Raw genomic sequence first — 19,684 nt, forward strand, 5'->3', positions numbered from 1 at the left:
CACGCCACCGAGACTGACGCTACCGATCGACCTGCCGCCGGCTGCGCTGCGCGCGCCGGCAGGGAAGCCATGCCATGACCCAGACCACCACTGACCGCATCGCCATCCACACCCGCGAAGTGACCTGCCGCGGCTATGAACGCAGCGATGGCCTGCTCGATATCGAGGCCGAAATGCGCGATATCAGCCCCACCGGCACCGACCTGCTGTTCCGGCAGGTGTCGCCGGGCGGCGCCATCCACCACATGCGCATCGTCGTGACCATGGACCGGGCACTGGTGATCCGGGACGTCAGGGCGGTGATCGAAGCCGGGCCCACCGAGTACTGCAACGCGATCGAGTCGGCCTACGCCGGCCTGAAAGGACTGCAGATCCGTGGCGGCTTCCGCCAGCAGGCCAAGGCGATCGTCGGCGGCGTGCACGGCTGCACCCATCTGACCGAACTCCTCGGTCCACTGGCCACCACCGCCACGCAGACCACCATGGCCATCGGCCGCCGCGAGCGCAATGGCCGCTGGCCCGGCGAAGGCACCGGCCCCATGCCGAAGCCGGTGCTGATCGGCAGCTGCCATACCTACCACGAGGATGGCGAGGCGGCGAAGCAGCTGTGGCCAGTGCACCGGCGCAGGCCCGCCACGCAGGAAGCCTGAACCCCGGCACGCCCTGCGCGGCCGGCAACCATGAGAACCACGGAGGAGACATGAACTGTTTTGCGGAACGGACCCGCGCACCCTGGCGCGCATTGCTGGCGCTTTGCCTGCCGGCCCTGGCAGCACCCGCGGCCGCCCAGCCATACCCGGAACGGCCCGTGCGCATCGTGTCGATCACCAGCGCCGGCACCGGGGCAGACGACTACACGCGCCTGCTGGCCAAACACCTGGGACAGAAGCTGGGGCAGAGCTTCGTGGTCGAGAACAAGCCCGGCGCCAACATGATCCTGGCCTGCGACTATGTCGCCAAGGCCGCGCCCGACGGCTACACGCTGCTGTTGTCCGCCTCCGGCGCCATGGCGGCCAATCCTTTCCTGTTCAAGCGCCTGCCCTATGACCCGCTGAAGGACTTCGTGCCGATCGCGCGCATGTCGGTGATTCCGGTGGCGCTGGTCGTGCCGGGCACGTCGCCGTACCGCACCGTGGCCGACCTGGTCAGTGCGGCCAAAGCCAGACCGGGCACGCTCAACTTCGGCACGTCGAGCACCGGCTACCGGACCATCATCACCGCCTTCAACGACGCCGCGAAGATCCAGGCCATGAGCGTTCCGTACAAGGCCATGAGCACGCTGCTGCCAGACCTGATGAGTGGCGTGGTCGATTACGGCGTGGTGGAGGTCTCGGCGGTGGTCCCGCACGTGCAGTCGGGCAAGCTGCGCGCGCTGGCGGTTACGGCCAACGCGCGCATGCCGCAACTCAAGGATGTCCCCACCATGGCCGAGGCCGGCATGCCGGCGGCGGCGATCAACAGCTGGACCGGCCTGTTCGCGCCGGCCGGCACGCCGCCGGCCATCGTGGAAAAGCTCACCCGGTACACGCTGGAATTCGTGAACTCGCCCGAAGCCATGGCGCACTACGGCGCACGCGGCAGCGTGCCGTATCCCGCTGGCGGTGCCGAGCTGCGCAAGACCATCGCCGCCGACCAGCAGATGTGGAAGCGGCTGATCACGCTGGCCGGCATCGAGCCGGAATAGCACCTGCTCTGACACAACCTCTGACACCACCTCAGCCGCCCGGCGGCATGCCGGGCGCGCCCGCCCTCCCACCTTACCGACCTACAGGAATCAAACATGAGCATCAAAGGCAAGGCCTATATCGTCGGCGCCTATGAGCACCCGACCCGCAAGGCACCGGACAAGACCGTGGCGCAGCTGCACGCGGAAAGCGCCAAAGGGGCGCTGGAAGACGCCGGCCTGACACTGGCCGATGTCGACGGCTACTTCTGCGCCGGCGACGCCCCCGGGCTGGGCGTGCTGAACATGGTCGACTACCTTGGCCTGAACGTGCGCCACGTCGACTCCACCGAGACCGGTGGCTCGTCTTACCTCGCGCACGTGTCGCATGCCGCGCAGGCCATCGCCATGGGCAAGTGCAACGTGGCGCTGATCACGCTGGCGGGCCGCCCGCGCTCCGAAGGCTCCAGCGGCACCAAGCCGCGCAACTGGGGCGACAACCTCCCCGACCTGCCCTTCGAAGCGCCCTACAGCCCGCTGACCGTCAATTCGTATGCCATGGTGGCGATGCGCCACATGTACGCATACGGCACCACCAGCGAACAGCTGGCGTGGATCAAGGTGGCGGCCTCCCATCACGCCCAGTACAACCCGAACGCCATGCTGCGCGAGGTGGTGACCGTGGAAGACGTCCTGAACTCGCCAATGATTTCCGACCCGCTGCACAAGCTGGACTGCTGCGTGGTCTCCGACGGCGGCGGCGCGCTGATCGTGGCCCGGCCGGAGATCGCGGCAAAGCTGAACCGTCCGAAAGTCCGCATCCTCGGCGCGGGCGAGCACGTGAAGGGGCAGCTTGGCGGCAACGTGGACCTGAGCTGGTCCGCGGCCAGGGTATCCGGCGCCGCGGCCTTCGCCGAAGCCGGCGTCACGCCCGCCGACATCCAGTACGCCTCGATCTACGACAGCTTCACCATCACCGTGCTGATGCAGCTGGAAGACCTGGGCTTCTGCAAGAAAGGCGAAGGCGGCAAGTTCGTGGCCGACGGCAACCTGATCTCGGGCGTAGGGAAGCTGCCCTTCAACACCGACGGCGGCGGCCTGTGCAACAACCACCCGGCCAATCGCGGCGGCATTACCAAGGTGATCGAGGCGGTGCGCCAGCTGCGCGGTGAGGCCCATCCGGCCGTGCAGGTCAGGAACTGCGGGCTGGCACTGGCGCAGGGCACCGGCGGCCTGCTTGGCTCGCGCCACGGCAGCGCCACCCTCATCCTGGAACGTGAATAACCCCTGCACGCAGGCATCGAGCACAGCCATGACGACACCCTATACCCCTACCCCCTTCAAGGCACCCGCCGAACACCCCGACAACACCGAATTCTGGGCCGCCGCGCGCGAAGGCCGCCTGCTGCTGCGCCACTGCGACAGCTGCGGCAAGCCCCACTGGTATCCGCGCACGCTGTGCCCGTTCTGCCTGGGCACGACCCAGTGGAAGCAGGCCAGCGGCCGCGGCACGATCTACTCGTACAGCGTCACGCGCCGCGCCGGCCCGACGCCATTCTGCATGGCGTACGTGACGCTGGACGAAGGCGTCACCATGATGACGCAGATCGTCGACTGCGACCTCGACACGGTGCGGATCGGGCAGAAGGTGCTGCTGCGCTTTGCGCCGTCGGACGGCGGTGCGCCGCTGCCCACCTTCACGCTTGCCTGAGCCACATCGGCCCTGCCCCGCACCCAACCTAGCCAGCCTGTTATGAATACGACTGCCTCCCTGGAAAGACTGTTGAACCCCCGTTCGGTCGCCGTTATCGGCGCTTCGGACGATCCCTCCCGTATCGGCGGACGGCCCATCGCCTCCATGCGCAAGCTTGGCTATGCGGGGCGCATCCTGCCGGTCAACCCCAACCGCCGTGAAGTGCAGGGCCTGCAGGCCTGGCCTTCGGTCGCCGCGTTGCCCGAAGTGCCCGACGTGGCCATTGTCGCCGTGCCCTCCGGCCAGGTGCTGGAAGTGGTGACGGCACTCGGCGAGCGCGGCGTGGCCGCGGCCATCCTGTTCAGCGCGGGCTTCGCCGAGGTCGGCGGCAGCGGCGTCGCCATGCAGGCCGAACTGGTGGCCGCGGCGCGGCGCACCGGCATGCGCCTGCTGGGGCCGAATTCCCTGGGGCTGGTGAACCTGCATACCGGCTTTGTCGGCAGCTTCTCTTCGCTGGCGGGGCTCGACGACGTGCGCGCAGGCCGCGTCGGCATTGTCAGCCAGTCCGGCGCCTACGGCAGCCACCTGGTGTCGGCCATGGTCGATACCAACGTGGGCCTGTCCAACATCGTCATGACCGGCAATGAGGCCGACCTGACCCTGGGCGAGATCGTCAGGCTGATGGTGGCCGATCCCAACACCGACGTGATCGCCCTGTACTCCGAAGGCATCAATGATGGCGATGGCCTGGTCGAGGCGCTCAAGGCCGCGCGCGCGGCGCGCAAGCCGGTGGTGATGATGAAGGTCGGCCGCAGCAAAGTGGGCGGCGCCGCGGCGCAATCGCACACCGCATCGATTGCGGGCAACGATGCCGTGGTCGACGCCGTGCTCGAAGAGCTTGGCGTGGTGCGCGCCTACACCACCGAAGCCATGCTCGATATCGTGCGGCTGGCCACGCGCGGCGTATTCCCGGCGGATAACACGCTGGGCGTGATCACCGTCAGCGGTGGCGCCGGCGTGATCATCTCGGACGCGGCCGAGGAATACGGCGTGCCGGTACCGGAAATGCCCGCATCCGCCCAGGCCACGATGCTGAAGATGCTGCCGATCTGCGCCCCGCGCAACCCGGTGGACACCACGGCCCAGTTCATCAACGACCCGACGCTGGTGAAGCCGTTCATGGAGATGATGCTCAACGAAGGCAGCTACCGCTCCATGCTGGGCTTCTTCAGCTATGCCGGCACCACGGCCGAAGTGGCACCGGTGCTGCGCCAGCAGCTCTCCGAAGTACGCGCCGCCTGTCCGGACCGTCTCTACGTGCTGGTGCTGCGTGGCCCGCGCGAGGTGATGCGCAGCTACGAGGCAGAGGGTTTCACGGTATTCGAAGACCCGACCCGCGCCGTGGCCGCCATTGCAGCCATGGGCCGCTTCGGCCGCGCCTTCGCCATGCAGCCGCTGGCACCGGCACCAACGGGCGGCACGGTCACGCTGCCAGCGCAGACGCCGAGCGAGGCGCAGGCGAAGCAATTGCTGGCCGAAGCGGGCATCGCCAGCGCGCCGGAGCGCGCGTGCGGCGACGTCGGGAGCGCCGTGCTGGCCGCGCGCGAGATCGGCTATCCGGTGGTACTGAAGATCCTGTCCCCGGACATCCTGCATAAGTCAGAAATCGGTGGCGTACTGCTCGACGTGCGCGATGAAGCGGCGGTGCGCAGCGGCTTCGGCACGCTCATGGAACGCGCCCGTGCGGCCGCGCCGGACGCGCGCATCGAAGGCGTGCTGGTAGCCAGGCAGCTGGGCGGTGGCGTCGAATGCATCATGGGCATCAACCGCGACCCCGTGTTTGGCCCGATCGCGATGTTCGGCCTGGGCGGGGTGTTTGTCGAGGTACTGAAGGACGTGGTGTTCCACCGCTGTCCCTTCGGTGAAGACGTCGCCGAGGCCATGATCCGGTCGATCAAGGGTGCCCCGCTGCTGCTGGGCGCCCGTGGCCGGCCGGTGGCCGACATCCCCGCGCTGGCGCGCACGCTGTCGCGCCTGTCGGCATTCGCCGCCGCCGCAGGGCCGCGGCTGCAGTCGATCGACCTGAACCCCGTCTTTGCGATGCCGCAGGGTGAAGGGGCTTTTGCGGCAGACGCGGTCATCGAAATCAACGCGGACGCCACCTGAGCGGGCGAGGCCGGGGCCGCTGCGCGCGGCTTGACGAAGTTGCGCAACGCAACTATATTGGTTGCGTTGCGCAACCCACATCAAGACAAGCCATGCCCGCCGATTCCCCCGCCGCCCAACAAGAGGCAACCATCCTCGAACTGCGGGAGTTCTCCCGCCGTCTTGTCCGTGAACTGGGTTTCATGCGCTCTACCCTGGCGGGAAGCGACCTGGCCCCATCGGCGGTTCATGCCGTGCTGGAAATCGGCATGGCGCCAGGCGTTAGCGCGAAGGACCTGGGACAGACGCTCAGGCTCGACAAGTCAAATACCAGCAGGCAGCTTGCGAGGCTCGAATCCGAGGGATATGTGGAGCGCCGTGCCTCAGCCGACGATGCGCGATCATCGGAGTTGTACCTGACAGCCGCCGGGAAAGAACTTCGGAGAAAAATCGACCGCTTCGCTACGGATCAGGTGTCGAACGCACTGCGGCGCATGGTGCCTTCTGACCAGCAGGCGCTGCTGCGTTCCCTTGCGCTCTACGCCGACGCACTGGCGCAAGACAACGCAAGCAAGCCGACCGGAGCAGAGAGCGGAACCTCGGGAATTCGCCAGGGCTATCAACCGGGCTGCATTGGCGATGTCGCAAGCCTCCATGCACGCTTCTATTCGGAGCATTGGGGCTTTGGCGCCTTCTTCGAGAAGCGCGTCGCAACCGAGCTTGCGGCGTTCGCGAGCACGCTGCCAGCGGAAGGCAAGGCACTCTGGCTTTACGTCGAAAATGGCCGTTCGCTCGCCTCGCTTGCGATTGACGGAGATACCGGGACCGGCGTCGCGCATCTGCGATGGTTTATCGTGGACGATTCGTTGCGTGGCTCCGGCATCGGGCGACAGCTTATGTCGATCGCGATGGCCTTTGTCGACGAGCATTACAAGGAAACATACCTTTGGACGTTCAAGGGCCTGGATTCGGCGCGCCACTTGTATGAGGCGTTTGGCTTTGCGTTGGCCTCCGAATTCGAGGGAGACCAATGGGGGACCAGGGTCACCGAACAACGGTTTACCCGCGAAAAGTTACACGTGTAAAGGCGTAGACAGCCTATGGTCCCCCCATAGGCTGCTCATTTCGTATCACCAGTTCCACGAACCCCGAATCCGTATCGTACTCCCGCGCAAACCGATGCCCGGGAAGAAGCGCCAGCAATATCTCGGCAGTGGTACGGACCGTGCAGCCGGGTGCCACATGACCGCCGGACACCCGCCCGCGCTGGTCGGCAACCGACATATGCAAGTGGGCCCCATCTGGTGACAGCGATCCGGCGAGCGTCAGGATTTCCAGATCGCCACGCAACTCGGCAGGATCCTCGTTTCCGGCAAATCGCAGTTGTGCAACGCTGAGGCTCCCGATGCCCTGGATGACGAAGGCCGCAGGCACCTTGAGCTGGCGCAGCGCGTCTTCCAGCGCGCCACGCAGATCGTCGCCGGGAGAGAGTCGCAGGGGATGTGCTTGCATCACGGAGATCCGGATTGGGGGGGATTGGGGGGATTGGGGCTTCGGGGCAGTTTAGGGCCAGGTTGACCGGGCCGCCATCTCATTCCTGCTCGCCCGTTGTTTCACCGAACAACTCCTGCGTAAGCCCCCGCAGCCAGCGATTGCCCGGATCGTCATGCTGGCAGCGGTGCCAGTGTTGCCTGAGGTCGAAAGCGGGAATCGGAAACGGTGGCTGGAGGACCTGCACATCCGCGATGCGCGCGAACAGCTCGCCCACCGGCAGCGGCACCGTGACGACGAGGTCGGTCGATGCGACCACGAGCGGGATGCTCAGGAAATGCGGGGAGCGCAGCAGTTCGCGGCGCACGATGCCATGCTGCCGCAGGTATTCCTCGACGATCTCCTGGCTACGGCTTTCGCTCTGGATCACGGCATGAGGTAGCGCACGGAACTGTTCCGCCGTCATGCGTCCCCTTGCGCTCGGATGGTCCCTTCGCGCCAAACACACGAACCCGTGCCGGAACAGGCGCTGCTGGAACACGTCCGAGCCGCCGAGGTCCGGGTAGTAGCCAATGGCCAGGTCGATCCTGCCGCGTTCGAGCTGATCCATGATGTCCGTGTGCCGCGCCGACACCGTGCGCACGTCCACATGGGGCGCCTCTTTCATCAGCCGGGCCAGCAGGCGCGGCAGGAATGCCGCTTCGCCCACGTCGGACAGGGCCAGCGTAAAGGTCCGGCGAGCCTGCGCGGGCTCGAAGCGCGGGGCCGTCAACAGATGCTCCCGCACCTGCGCCAGCACGCCCTGCACTACCGGCGCCAGCGTTACCGCGCGGGGCGACGGCTGCATCCCTTTTCGCACTTTCAGGAACAGCGGATCGCCGAGCTGGTCGCGCATCCGCTGCAACGCGTGCGACATGGCCGGCTGGCTCACGCCAACCTCCTCCGCCGCTCGCCCCAGGTGACCATGCCGCCACAGCGCGTCGAACACGCGCAGCAGGTTCATATCGAAGTTATCCATTTCGCTCATGACCGTCATTCCCGTCATTTGATTGCCGAATGATAGGGAAGAAACGAGACTTCGGTCATCCGGATTGGCCCGTAGCGCGGCAAATGCCAACGGAACACGACCTGACTACAAGACATAGCACCGCGCATCCAAGGAGACACATGTACCCGCCCCCGATCAGCATTGCGTCGGTGATCGACGCTCGGCCACTTGGCGCTTATCGCCTTCGCATCTTTATCGTCTGCTTCCTGATCGTGCTGATGGATGGCTTCGACACGCAGGCGATCGGCTTTGCGGCCAAGGCCATGTCATCCTCGCTCGACATTCCCATCGCACTTTTCGGGCAGGTCTTCTCCGCGGGCCTGCTGGGCGCCATGGTTGGCGCCTTCCTGCTCGGACCGCTTGCCGATCGCTTTGGCCGCCGCTGGCTGCTGGCGGCGTCCATCGTGATCTTTGCTGTGTTCTCGCTGCTGACGCCGCATGCGCCCACGCTGCCGGAACTGCTGCTGGTGCGCTTCGTCGCTGGCCTTGGCCTGGGTGGCGCGATTCCGAACCTGCTGGCGCTGTCCGCCGAATACACGCCGCGGCGCATGCGCGGCATGATGACCGGCGTGCTCTATGCCGGCTTCCCGCTGGGCGGTGCCGTGGGCGCTCTCGCCAGTTCGCACATCGTGCCGCACTACGGCTGGCCGGCACTGTTTTATCTCGGCGGCGTGCTGCCGCTGGCGCTGGCTGTACTGGTCATCGTCGGCCTGCCGGAGTCGCTGCCGTTCCTGCTCAAGCGCAAGGGCGGCCAGGATGCCGTGCGAGCTATCGTCGCGCGCATCGCGGGCCGATCGTCCGCGCCCGACTGCAATGCGAGCTATGTCGACGCCGAGGAAAACGTGCGTGGCCTGCCCTTCCGGGAACTCCTGTCAGGTGGGCGTCTCGCTTCCACGCTGCTGCTCTGGACCGGCTTCTTCATGTGCTTTGTGCTCTTGATCGTGCTGGTGCTGTGGACGCCCGCGCTGCTGCGCGGCGAGGGCGTCGGCGAACACGATGCCGCGCTGGTGGTCGCCCTGATCAATCTCGGCAGCGTCGCCGGCACCGCCGCCGGGGGCCGCCTGGTGGACCGTTTCGGCCCGTACCTGACGCTGCCGCTGCTGTTCATGCTCGGCGCGCTCAGCGTGTCCGGCCTGGGTTACGTCACCGATTCGCTGGCCCCGCTTGCGATCGCCGCCACGCTGTGCGGCGTGTTCATGGGTGCCGGCAGTTCGGGCCTGCTGGGCCTGGCCGTGCTGAGCTACCCCAGCGGCATGCGCGCCACCGGGGTGGGCTGGGCGATGGCGCTGGGCCGCATGGGCCAGGTCACCGGCCCGCTCATCGTCGGCGCCTTGCTCGCCAGCGGCTTCAGCATCAAGACCATCTTCCTGTGCAGTGCCGTTCCAGCCGCCATTGCCGCCGCCGCGATCCTGGTGCTGCGCGTGGCCCAGGCCGCGACCCCGGCTCACGGTGACGCACCGGCCGAAAGGACCGCGCTGCCCGCGGCGCTGGACGGTCGCTGACGGTCGCTGACGGTCGCTATCGACCGCTATCGACCGCTATCGACCGCTACCCCGCTTCCCTTCCATCCATTCGTTGTACGCGACGGCGGTCACGGCTCGTCGTGACCCGTGTCGCCTGAAGAAGCAAGGAGTCTCATGCGTATTTCCACCCAATCCAACCCGGTGCTCGTCGTTGGCGGCGGCATCGGAGGCCTCGCGGCGGCGCTTGCGCTGGCGCGCGAGGGCTGTCATGTCAAGGTGCTGGAGCAGGCCAGCGTCATCGGTGAAATCGGTGCGGGCGTGCAGTTCGGCCCCAATGCCTTCGCCGCATTCGACGCGCTCGGCGTGGGCGAGCGCACGCGCGCGCATGCCGTCTACACCGATCACATGATGATGGTCGACGCCGTCGACGGCGGCACCATCGCCGACATTCCCGTTGGCGCGGCCTTTCGCAAGCGCTTCGGCAACCCGTATGCGGTCACGCATCGCGCCGACGTCCACAGCACGCTGCTCGAAGGCGTGCGCGAGACCGACCGGATCGAATTCGTCACCGCGACCCGCATTGTCGAGGTCAGTCAGTCGGACAGCGGCGTCACTGCGTTCGACGAACACGGCAACACCTATCGCGGCTGTGCCCTGGTTGCTGCCGACGGCGTGAAGTCCGCCATCCGCCAGCAACTGGTCGGCGATCCGCCGCGCGTATCCGGGCATGTGGTGTACCGCGCCGTGATCGATGCCGCGCAGTTCCCCCGCGACATGCAATGGAACGCGCCGGTGCTCTGGGTCGGGCCGAACTGCCATGTGGTGCATTACCCGGTCCGCGCCGGCGAGCAGTACAACCTTGTGGTGACCTTCCATAGCCGCCAGCAGGAGACCTGGGGCGTCAGCGACGGCAGCCAGGAAGAGGTGCTGTCCTACTTCCAGGGCATCGATGCCCGGCCCTTCGGCCTGCTGTCGCTGCCGCCGACGTGGCGCCGCTGGGCCACGGCAGACCGCGAGCCGATCGGCCAATGGACGCACGGCGCCATCACCATGCTCGGAGACGCCGCCCATCCGCTGCTGCAATACCTGGCACAGGGAGCCTGCATGGCCGTGGAAGACGCCGTCACGCTTGGCGCCGCGGTACGCGCCTGCGACGGCGACCTGCTGCGCGCGTTCTCGCTGTACCAGGACGCCCGCATCACCCGCACGGCGCGCGTGGTGCTTTCCACCCGCGAGTTCGGCCGCCTGTGCCACGCATCCGGCGTGGAGCGGCTGGTGCGCAATGCCCTGTGGAAGGGCCGCTCGCCGGAGCGCTTCTACGACGCGCTGGAGTGGCTGTATGGCTGGAAGGCAGAGACCTGCCTGTCCGCCTGAACACCGCCATGCATGACGAATCCCGATCCCGAAACCTGGAGTCCCACATGACCTTTGTCGTTCCGCCCGTTCCCACTGTCACCATTCCCGTCGCCGGTGGCAACGGCCAGTTTCCCGTGCGCCGCATCTACTGCGTCGGCCGCAACTACGCCGCGCACGTCCGCGAGATGGGCATGGACCCGAGCCGGGAAGCGCCCTTCTTCTTCTGCAAGCCTGCCGATGCGACCGTGGTCGCGCCGGAGGGCGCCGGCGCGCAGGTCGACTATCCGCCGGCGACCGGACAGTTCCATTTCGAGATCGAACTCGTGGCGGCGATCGGCCGCGCGGGGCGCAACATTGCGGTCGAGGACGCCAATTCGCACATCTGGGGCTATGGGGTCGGCATCGACATGACGCGGCGCGACCTGCAGATCGCGGCGCGCGACCGCGGCCGACCCTGGGAGCCCGGCAAGGCCTTCGACCAGTCCGCGCCGGTCTCGCTGCTGCATCCCGCCACCGAGGTCGGCCATCCCGCCGGCGGCGCCATCTGGCTGCAGGTCGATGGCCAGGACCGCCAGCGCAGCAGCCTGGACAAGCTGATCTGGTCGGTGCCGGAAATCGTCGCCAACCTGTCGACGCTGTTCGAACTGCAGCCCGGCGACCTGATCTTCACCGGCACCCCGGAGGGTGTCGGACCGGTAAGCAGCGGCGAGGTCATGCGTGGCGGCATCGACGGGCTCACCAGCATCGAAGTGCGTGTCGCGTGAAGGCGGGCTGACCATGGACCTGTACGACTTCTTCAATAGCTCCGCGGCATACCGGGTACGCATCGCCATGGCGCTTAAGGGTATCCCCTGGAACCATGTCGGCGTCAACCTGCGCGCCGGCGAACAGCACCAGCCCGGATACAAGGCACGCAACCCGAACCAGCTGGTGCCGGTGCTGCACGACGGCGGCGAGACTATCACGCAGTCCCTGGCGATCATCGACCACCTCGACCGCAAGTGGCCAGTGCCGCGGTTGATACCTGCCGACGGCCCGGCCCGCACGCGCGTGCTGGAGATTGCGCTGACCATCGCCTGCGACATGCACCCGTTGAACAACATGCGCGTGCGCAAGTACCTCGGCAACCCGCTTGGGATCGATGAGGCCGCCGGATCCGAATGGGTCGCGCACTGGCTCGACGCGGGCTTCAGCGCCCTGGAGCCCTGGCTGCCGGCGGACGGCGGCTGGTGCGTCGGCGACGCACCCACGCTGGCCGACTGCTGCCTGGTGCCGCAGGTCGCCAACGCGCTGCGCGCGACGTTCAGCCTCGGACCATTCCCGCGCGTGCGCCAGGCCTACGCGCACTGCATGCGCCACGAGGCCTTCCGCCTTGCGGCGCCGAGCGCGCAGCCGGACTACGTTGCCGCCCACTGATACTGCCGCCAGAGGCATCCGATCATGACCACGAACCCCACTCCCGACCTTTCAAACCGGCGCGATGCCTTCTACCGCGACCTGGAACCGCACGCGATGGCCGCCCTCTGGACCCGGTTGCGCAAGCTGATCCCGGTGGAGCCCACGCCGGCCGGCGTGGCACACCGCTGGGCCTATGCCACGGCGCGCCCGTACCTGATGGAATCCGCGACGCTGATTTCGGCCGAAGAAGCCGAGCGGCGCGTACTGCTGATGGAGAACCCCGGCCTGCCAGGCACGTCGCGCATCACCAACACCCTGTATGCCGGCCTGCAGTTGATCCTGCCCGGAGAAGTCGCGCCGGCGCACCGCCATAGCCAGTCGGCACTGCGCTTCATCGTGGAAGGCTCGGGCGCCTACACCGCGGTCGACGGCGAGAAGACCTGCATGGAGCCCGGCGACTTCGTCATCACCCCCGCATGGACCTGGCACCATCATGGCCACGAGGGCAGCGCGCCAATGGTCTGGGTCGATGGGCTCGACATTCCCATCGTGTCGTTTTTCAACGGCGGCTTCCGCGAGGAGTTCGATGCCGACGAAGCGCCGGTCACGCGGCCCGCCGGCGATGCGCTGGCGCGCTACGGCTCGGGCCTGATGCCGGTGGGCTATCAGCCGTCTACGCTGAACTCACCGGTATTCAACTATCCCTACGCGCGCACGCGCGAAGCGCTGTACGCGCTGCCCCATGCCGGCGAACCGGATCCGCACGCCGGCTACCTGATGCGCTACACAAACCCGGTGGACGGCGGCTGGGCCATGCCGACCATCGCCACCATGATCCGGCTGCTTCCCTCCGGCTTCGGCACCTTGCCATACCGCTCAACCGATAGCACCGTCTTTATCTGCGTGGAAGGTACCGGCTACGCGATGATCGGCGATCAAAGGCTGGACTTCGCGCCGCACGATATTGTCGTCGTACCGGGCTGGAGCCGGTTCACGCTGCATGCCGAGCGGGATCTTGTGTTGTTCTCGTACTCCGATCGCGTCGCGCAGGAGAAGCTCGGCCTGTTCCGCGAGCAGCGCTTCTGAAGGCGGAGGCCGGCACCGTGACCACCGTCGTTTCGTATGAAGACTTTGTCGACAGCATCGCCGCGGCACTGCAGTTCATCAGCCACTATCACCCGCCGGAATTCATTCGGCACCTTGCCCGCGCCTATGAACGAGAAGCCAGCGAGCCGGCAAGGCAAGCGATTGCGCAGATCCTGATCAACTCGCGGATGTGCGCGGAGGGCAGGCGTCCGATCTGCCAGGATACGGGCATCGTCAACCTGTTTGTCCGCGTCGGCATGGACGTGCGTCTCGACGGATTTCCGTCGGGCGTCATCGACGCGGCCAATGCGGGCGTGCGCCGGGCCTATCTCGACCCGGACAATACGCTGCGTGCCAGCATCGTCGAAGATCCGCTGTTCACGCGGCGCAATACCGGCGACAACACGCCGGCGGTCGTCCACGTCGAACTCGTGCCGGGCAATACGGTTGTCGTGGACGTGATGGCGAAAGGCGGCGGCAGCGAGAACAAGAGCAAGTTCGCCGTGCTCATGCCCAGCGATTCGGTCGCGGACTGGATCGTCGGCATGGTGCCGTCGATGGGCGCGGGCTGGTGTCCGCCGGGCGTGCTTGGCATCGGCGTCGGCGGCACGGCCGAGAAAGCCATGCTGCTGGCCAAGCAGAGCCTGACGGCGCCGCCAGACATGCTCGAACTCAAGGCCCGGGGCCCGCGGAATCCGGTGGAAGCGATGCGCATCGATATCCACGACCGCATCAATGCGCTTGGCATCGGCGCGCAGGGCCTCGGCGGATTGACCACGGTGCTCGACGTCAAGATCGAGACCTACCCCACGCATGCGGCAAGCATGCCGGTCGCCGTCGTCCCTAACTGCGCGGCAACGCGACACGCGCGCTTCGAACTCGACGGCAGCGGTCCGGTCATGCTGACACCCCCGTCTCCCGATATCTGGCCGGAGCTGCCAATGCCCGATGGCACGGCAATCCGCCGGGTGGACCTGAACACCCTGACCCGGGAGGAAGCCGGCAGCTGGCGCGCCGGGGAGACGCTGCTGCTGTCGGGCCGCATGCTGACCGGACGCGATGCCGCCCACAAGCGCATCGACGAGATGCTGTCGCGTGGCGAGCCGCTACCGGTCGACTTCCGCAATCGCATGATCTACTACGTCGGCCCCGTCGACCCCGTGCGCGATGAGGTGGTCGGCCCCTGCGGCCCCACCACGTCAACACGGATGGACAAGTTTGCGGACCGCATGCTCGGCGCCACCGGCCTGCTCGGCATGATCGGCAAAGCCGAACGCGGGCCAGCTGCGATCCGTGCCATCGTCAGGAACCGCTGCGTCTATCTGGCGGCAACCGGAGGCGCCGCGTACCTGATCTCCAAGGCGGTCCGATCCTCCCGGGTACTGGCGTTTGGCGATCTCGGCATGGAAGCCATCTACGAGTTCGACGTGGAGAACCTGCCCGTCGTCGTCGCCGTGGATGCCACCGGTGACAGCGTCCACGAGAGCGGCCCGCGCATATGGCGCATGGCTACGGCGTGACATGGTTGCAGCGATCAGCCTGCGTGTTGTATCTCAACCGCCATGTTGGGAACGCGACGCCACATCCGGCAGCGATCGCATGAAAGTCGTCACGAACACACTACTCTGTACTTACGCGCGAGGAGCGAAACAGCCTCGCGCGCCGAGGCAATCCGCCTTGCGAAGAAAAAGGAACGCATCATGCCCCATCTACTCCGAGACCTGTCAGTCGCCGCAGCCGGCGCGGCATTCAGCCTCATCGCGTTCGCCCAGGCGGCGCCAGATACCAGGTCCCCTCCCGCAGTTCTCCCGCTGGCATCGGAGCCCGCCCCCAGGCTGGTTCCGTACGCGCCGCTGCCCGAACCGCTTGCCCGCGGTGTCGTCATCGTCCAGTTCCGCACCGAGCATTTCCGTGTCATGCCTGTCTTTGGCAAGACCGCCGCCGAACTATCCCCGCGGATCGGGCACCTGCATGTCACGGTTGACGAGACACCCGGCACCTGGGCCCATACCAGCCAGGATCCCATCATCGTGGTCGGGCTGACGCCTGGTGCGCACAAGCTCCGGCTCGAACTGGCCGATCCCAACCACAAGATCCTGGCCACCGAGATCGTCAACGTCACCGTGCCCGACCTGAAAGCGCCGGCAGCGCACAAGCACTGAGGACGCGACGCCCAGCGATCCGAAAAGTCTTTGTCAGGCAAGCGACGGTATGATGAGCCCGAATCACCGACCCACAGACGGAGACATGCCTTGACAATAAAATGCCGATTCACCCTGGGCCTGCTTGCCACGGCAAGCCTGATCGCAGCCGCGCCCGCTTGCGCCCAGGGCCAGTGGCCGGCCAAGCCGATCCGCTTTGTCGTGCCATTTGCCGCCGGCGGCGCCAATGACCTGATGGCGCGCGCGGCGGCCGAGGGGGCTTCCAAGGAGCTGGGCCAGACCGTACTGGTCGAAAACCGCCCCGGCGCGGGCGGCACCGTCGGCGCAGACATGGTGGCCAAGAGCAAGCCCGATGGCTACACCTTCCTGATCAGCGCCGCCGGTGTCATTTCCAACAGCATGATCAAGAAGTCGATCCCGTTCAAGGACGACGACCTGGTTCCCGTCGCCATGATCGGCCTGGCTCCGTCGGTCATCGTGGTGCCGAAGAACGCGCCCTACAAGGACCTGCGCGACTTTGTCGAGGCATCCAGGAAAGGGAACGGCTTCAACTTCGCCACCGCGGGGACCGGCAGCACGCCCCACTTCGTCGCCGAAATCCTTAACGTGAAATACGGCGCGAAGCTGCAGCCGGTGCCGTACAAGAGCGGGTCGGAGAGCACCACGGCAGTACTGGGCGGCCAGGTCGAAGGCACCTCAGAGGCCAGTATCATCGCGCTGCCGCATATCCTGCAGGAAGGCAAGTTCAAGGCGCTGGCGACCACCTGGACGCAGCGCATCTCGGCCTACCCCCAGCTCTCCACCGCCGTCGAGCAAGGCTTTCCGGACTTGCAGATCGCCCACTGGGCGGGCATCCACGCGCCGAAGGGTACGCCTAACGCCATCCTCGACAAGGTTGCCGCAGCGGTAGACAAGGCCATGAAAGATCCGGACGCCTCGGCAAAGCTCAAGGCCGTGGGCATCGAGCCCATCGGCGGCACGCGTGCGGACTTCGTGAAGTTCGTCAGCGCGGAACGGAAGCGACTGGGCGAGATCGTCAAGGCCGCCAAGATGCAGGAGAAGTGATGGCCGCGCAGGCCATTCCGGTGGCCTGCGGTTTCCGGCATTCGGTGACGGAAAGGAGGTCGCGCGTGGGACGCTCAGGGGGTCGCGCGTGGGACGCTCGGGGGACGCTCGGGGGACGCTAATAGGCAAGTTTTGGCATGAACTGCCCACGCCCCTCGGGGGTCATGTCGAGCAGGCCCCAGAGCGCACTGACGGCATCGCCGGAGCGGTGGTCCGTGCCAGGCTCCGAGGGCGCCCAGGTCAGGTCGCTGCCCCAGAAATGGCGGACCTTGCCGTTGTCGAGGCGGAATACGTTGAATGCGGTATCGTCCCACTCCTCGCCGGCCTTCCCGCCGCGCAACGTCCGTATCTCCGCCGGCAGTTTGGTTGAGTCTCCGAAATAGTCGGCGACGTAGCTGTTGCCGGCGGTCGAGAGGAACTGCAAATGCGCCCATCCCCGCTCGCGCGCCCACGCGACCAGCCGGGCGATTGGCGACTTGGCCACGATATACAGCGAGGCGCGCTGGCCGATATGCCTTGCCGCGCCGTTGACGGAGTCGAGCAAGAGCGTACACATCGGGCACGGCGTGTCGCGGTCGGGGCCGTACATGAAGCTGTACAGGATCAGGGTGCGATGGGGGCCGAAGAGTTTCGACATCTCGACCTTTTCGGGCATACCGTTGGCGCCGATCCGCTCGAACCGGTAGTCCTCCGGCACTTCGCCGCCTGGCGGCAGCGCGCGGCGTTGTGCCGTGACGGCCTCGATATGCCTGCGCAATGCAATTTCCTCGTCAACCAGCGCGTTGCGCGCCTTGCGGTATTCGGCGCTTTCGTTGGGATAAGTGATGTGCGACATGCTTATCTCCTGCGGTTTGCTCCCTGTTAGTCTTGCCGGCGCCCGGATCGGTTCATCGCCGCGATGACCGTGCCGAGCGTACGCATGCCCTGCAAGATCTGCCCGGTCGTCAGGCTGGCATAGCCCAGCACCAGCCCGGGCGGCCGGCCTTGCGCCCGCGGCATGGCAAACAACGGCGACAACGGATAGACGCCCACTTCCTGCTGCCGCGCAGCGGCCACCAGCGCCGGCTCATCCTGCGGACGCAGGGACGGCAGCCACAGCACCACATGCAGGCCGGCCGCGGTGCCGCTGACCTGCGCGTCCGCGGGCAGGTAGCGGGCAATGCCATCCAGCAAGGCCGCACGGCGGCGCTCATTCTCGCGGCGCATGCGCCGCACATGGCGTTCGTAGGCACCGCTTTCGATCAGCGCGGCCAGCACGCGCTGCTCCAGCACGGGTGCATGGCGGTCGGACAACCGCTTGGCCTGCCGGAATACCGGCACCAGACCGGCCGGCAGCACCACGTAGCCGAGCCGCAGTTGCGGCGACAGTGCCTTGGACACGGTGCCGACGTAGATCACGCGCCCGTCGGTGTCGATCGAGCGCAGCGTGTCGATCGGGCGCTGGCCGTATCGGAACTCGCCGTCGTAGTCGTCTTCGACGATCCAGGCGTCATGGCGCTGTGCCCATTGCAGCAACTCCACGCGCCGGCCGACCGGCAGCACGCCGCCCAGGGGGAACTGGTGCGACGGTGTCACGTAAGCCAGACGGACGCGCTCGTCCTGCGGCAGGCTGGCGGTATCCAGGCCATGCTCGTCCACGGGCGTGGGCAGGCACGTGGCGCCGGTGGCCGCGAAGCAGCATCGGGCCATCAGGTAGCCGGGGTCTTCAAAGACGAAGGCGTCGCCGGTATCCAGCAGCAATCGCGCGCACAGGTCGATGGCCTGCTGCGAGCCATTCACCACCACGATCTGCGCGGCGTCGCAGGCAAGCCCCCGGGCCCGTCGCAGATAGCCCTGGAGCGCGCGCCGCAGCGCCACATCGCCTTCCGGCGCGGCGTAGTAGAGGCCGTCCTGCTGGCGCAGCAGTTCGGCCTGGTAGGCGCGCCGCCAGGGCAGCGTGGGGAAATCCCGGGACGCCACCGCCCCATAGCGGAAGTCAAAGCGAAGCGGTTCCGCGTCGGGCAATCCCGGCATGCCGAGGCCCGCCAGCCGGCGTCCAAACCGGGACAAGGGCAACCGTGACGTGGGCCGCTGCTTTATAACCGCCGTGGCCGCCGTGGCCGGTGCCGGCGTTGCCAGCGCGCTGGCAACCCGCGCCGCCCGCCCTGCTGATGTAACCAGAAAGCCCTCTGCCGCCAGCTGCTCGTAAGCTGCAGTGACCGTGGTCCGGGACACGGCCAGCTCTGCCGCCAACGCCCGCGTGGACGGTGCCGGCGCGCCAGGCGGCAGCGTGCCGTCCGCGATCTGGCTGCGTAGCAGGTCGTAGATCCGGCGCCCCGCGCCCGTAGCGCCGGGCCGGTTACTGGTAGGCGGTCGGGTAGGCGGTCGAGTAGGCGGTGGTGACTGGCCCATAAAGAATGTAGAAAACTGGATCTTCCGATTGTGCCAGTTACAGGCGACAGTATCCACGACTCCATCGCCCACGATTCGCCCCATGTACATCCCTGCCCACTTCGCCGAATCCCGCCCCGATGAACTCGCGCGCATCATCCGCGCGCATCCGCTCGGCATGCTGGTCACCCAGGCAAACGGCGCGCTGGATGCCGACCACATCCCGTTCGAGTTCGATGCCGATGCCGGCACGCACGGCATACTCACCGCCCACGTGGCCCGCGCCAACCCGCTCTGGCAGCGCTGCCCTTCGGGCACGCCGGTCATGGTCGTGTTTCGCGGCGCACAGGCGTATATCTCGCCGAACTGGTACCCGAGCAAGCACGAGTCGCATCGCCTGGTGCCGACCTGGAACTACGAGGTGGTACACGCGCACGGCACGCTCACCGTGCATGACGACGAACGCTTCGTCAGGCGCCTCGTCGCGCGCCTGACGCGCCGGCACGAGGCGGACGAATCGCGGCCGTGGAAGATGGGCGATTCCGCACCCGAGTTCATTGACGGCCTGCTGCGCCATATCGTCGGCATCGAGATCGCCGTGACCTCGCTGCAGGGCAAGGTCAAGCTGAGCCAGAACCGGGAACTGCGCGACCGGCTGGGCGCTGCGGAAGCGCTGGAGGCACGGGGGTACGCCGAACTGGCGCAGTCAATGCGCAGCGCCGGCTAACGGAAAGCAAAAAAGGC

Annotated in this window: 19 protein-coding genes; 15 read left to right on the forward strand and 4 right to left on the reverse strand. The window is 67.0% G+C overall.

All coding sequences use genetic code 11. The features are described 5' to 3' along the window. Positions 1-74 precede the first annotated feature (74 nt). The 6 genes from CTP10_RS24600 to CTP10_RS24625 all read left to right on the forward strand — a co-directional run bounded on the left by CTP10_RS24600 (position 75) and on the right by CTP10_RS24625 (position 6,586). Positions 75-650, forward strand: a complete 576-nt coding sequence (locus CTP10_RS24600; protein WP_116322866.1) for a DUF2889 domain-containing protein — start codon at positions 75-77, stop codon at positions 648-650. 50 nt (positions 651-700) lie between these two features. Beyond that, positions 701-1,684 carry a Bug family tripartite tricarboxylate transporter substrate binding protein gene (locus tag CTP10_RS24605; RefSeq protein ID WP_116322867.1) on the forward strand — a complete coding sequence of 328 codons (984 nt, stop codon included), beginning with the start codon at positions 701-703 and terminating at the stop codon, positions 1,682-1,684. Positions 1,685-1,780: 96 nt separating this feature from the next. Further along, positions 1,781-2,947, forward strand: a complete 1,167-nt coding sequence (locus CTP10_RS24610; protein WP_116322868.1) for a thiolase domain-containing protein — start codon at positions 1,781-1,783, stop codon at positions 2,945-2,947. A gap of 28 nt (positions 2,948-2,975) precedes the next feature. After that, entirely contained in the window at positions 2,976-3,374 is a 399-nt protein-coding gene (locus CTP10_RS24615) for a Zn-ribbon domain-containing OB-fold protein (RefSeq protein WP_116322869.1), read from the forward strand. Between the two features lie 72 nt (positions 3,375-3,446). Continuing rightward, entirely contained in the window at positions 3,447-5,522 is a 2,076-nt protein-coding gene (locus tag CTP10_RS24620; RefSeq protein WP_233528375.1) for an acetate--CoA ligase family protein, read from the forward strand. 92 nt (positions 5,523-5,614) lie between these two features. Next, a complete protein-coding gene (locus tag CTP10_RS24625; protein WP_116322871.1) occupies positions 5,615-6,586 on the forward strand; it encodes a bifunctional helix-turn-helix transcriptional regulator/GNAT family N-acetyltransferase in 972 nt (323 codons plus the stop codon). A gap of 13 nt (positions 6,587-6,599) precedes the next feature. Here CTP10_RS24625 and CTP10_RS24630 read toward each other — a convergent pair whose 3' ends face one another. Both CTP10_RS24630 and CTP10_RS24635 read right to left on the reverse strand, forming a co-directional pair. Continuing rightward, entirely contained in the window at positions 6,600-7,013 is a 414-nt protein-coding gene (locus CTP10_RS24630; protein WP_116322872.1) for a PPC domain-containing DNA-binding protein, read from the reverse strand. Positions 7,014-7,092: 79 nt separating this feature from the next. Then, a complete protein-coding gene (locus tag CTP10_RS24635; RefSeq protein ID WP_116322912.1) occupies positions 7,093-8,019 on the reverse strand; it encodes a LysR family transcriptional regulator in 927 nt (308 codons plus the stop codon). A 140-nt stretch (positions 8,020-8,159) separates the two neighbouring features. Here CTP10_RS24635 and CTP10_RS24640 point away from each other — a divergent pair, with 140 nt between their 5' ends. The 8 genes from CTP10_RS24640 to CTP10_RS24675 all read left to right on the forward strand — a co-directional run bounded on the left by CTP10_RS24640 (position 8,160) and on the right by CTP10_RS24675 (position 16,570). Continuing rightward, positions 8,160-9,542, forward strand: a complete 1,383-nt coding sequence (locus CTP10_RS24640) for an MFS transporter (protein WP_158577738.1) — start codon at positions 8,160-8,162, stop codon at positions 9,540-9,542. A 135-nt stretch (positions 9,543-9,677) separates the two neighbouring features. After that, positions 9,678-10,877 carry a 3-hydroxybenzoate 6-monooxygenase gene (locus tag CTP10_RS24645; RefSeq protein ID WP_116322874.1) on the forward strand — a complete coding sequence of 400 codons (1,200 nt, stop codon included), beginning with the start codon at positions 9,678-9,680 and terminating at the stop codon, positions 10,875-10,877. Between the two features lie 47 nt (positions 10,878-10,924). Beyond that, positions 10,925-11,623 carry a fumarylacetoacetate hydrolase family protein gene (locus CTP10_RS24650; RefSeq protein WP_116322875.1) on the forward strand — a complete coding sequence of 233 codons (699 nt, stop codon included), beginning with the start codon at positions 10,925-10,927 and terminating at the stop codon, positions 11,621-11,623. A gap of 13 nt (positions 11,624-11,636) precedes the next feature. After that, a complete protein-coding gene (maiA, locus tag CTP10_RS24655; protein ID WP_116322913.1) occupies positions 11,637-12,275 on the forward strand; it encodes a maleylacetoacetate isomerase in 639 nt (212 codons plus the stop codon). Positions 12,276-12,299: 24 nt separating this feature from the next. Continuing rightward, positions 12,300-13,343, forward strand: a complete 1,044-nt coding sequence (gene gtdA / locus CTP10_RS24660) for a gentisate 1,2-dioxygenase (protein ID WP_116322876.1) — start codon at positions 12,300-12,302, stop codon at positions 13,341-13,343. A 17-nt stretch (positions 13,344-13,360) separates the two neighbouring features. After that, on the forward strand, positions 13,361-14,863 hold the full coding sequence (locus CTP10_RS24665; protein ID WP_116322877.1) for a fumarate hydratase: 1,503 nt from the start codon (positions 13,361-13,363) through the stop codon (positions 14,861-14,863). 180 nt (positions 14,864-15,043) lie between these two features. After that, positions 15,044-15,505 carry a DUF6130 family protein gene (locus CTP10_RS24670; RefSeq protein ID WP_116322878.1) on the forward strand — a complete coding sequence of 154 codons (462 nt, stop codon included), beginning with the start codon at positions 15,044-15,046 and terminating at the stop codon, positions 15,503-15,505. Positions 15,506-15,619: 114 nt separating this feature from the next. Then, entirely contained in the window at positions 15,620-16,570 is a 951-nt protein-coding gene (locus CTP10_RS24675) for a Bug family tripartite tricarboxylate transporter substrate binding protein (protein WP_233528379.1), read from the forward strand. A gap of 118 nt (positions 16,571-16,688) precedes the next feature. Here the strand turns inward: CTP10_RS24675 and CTP10_RS24680 are convergent, their stop codons facing one another. Together CTP10_RS24680 and pdxR are read right to left on the reverse strand one after the other, a co-directional pair. Further along, complete coding sequence (locus CTP10_RS24680; protein WP_116322880.1) at positions 16,689-17,405, reverse strand: DUF899 family protein; 717 nt, start codon at positions 17,403-17,405, stop codon at positions 16,689-16,691. Between the two features lie 26 nt (positions 17,406-17,431). Continuing rightward, a complete protein-coding gene (pdxR, locus tag CTP10_RS24685; RefSeq protein ID WP_116322881.1) occupies positions 17,432-18,961 on the reverse strand; it encodes a MocR-like pyridoxine biosynthesis transcription factor PdxR in 1,530 nt (509 codons plus the stop codon). A gap of 82 nt (positions 18,962-19,043) precedes the next feature. On the opposite strand from pdxR, the gene CTP10_RS24690 reads away from it, so the two are divergent. Beyond that, a complete protein-coding gene (locus CTP10_RS24690; protein ID WP_116322882.1) occupies positions 19,044-19,667 on the forward strand; it encodes an FMN-binding negative transcriptional regulator in 624 nt (207 codons plus the stop codon). Positions 19,668-19,684 lie beyond the last annotated feature (17 nt).

The sequence above is a fragment of the Cupriavidus sp. P-10 genome (assembly GCF_003402535.2).
Taxonomy (GTDB): domain Bacteria; phylum Pseudomonadota; class Gammaproteobacteria; order Burkholderiales; family Burkholderiaceae; genus Cupriavidus.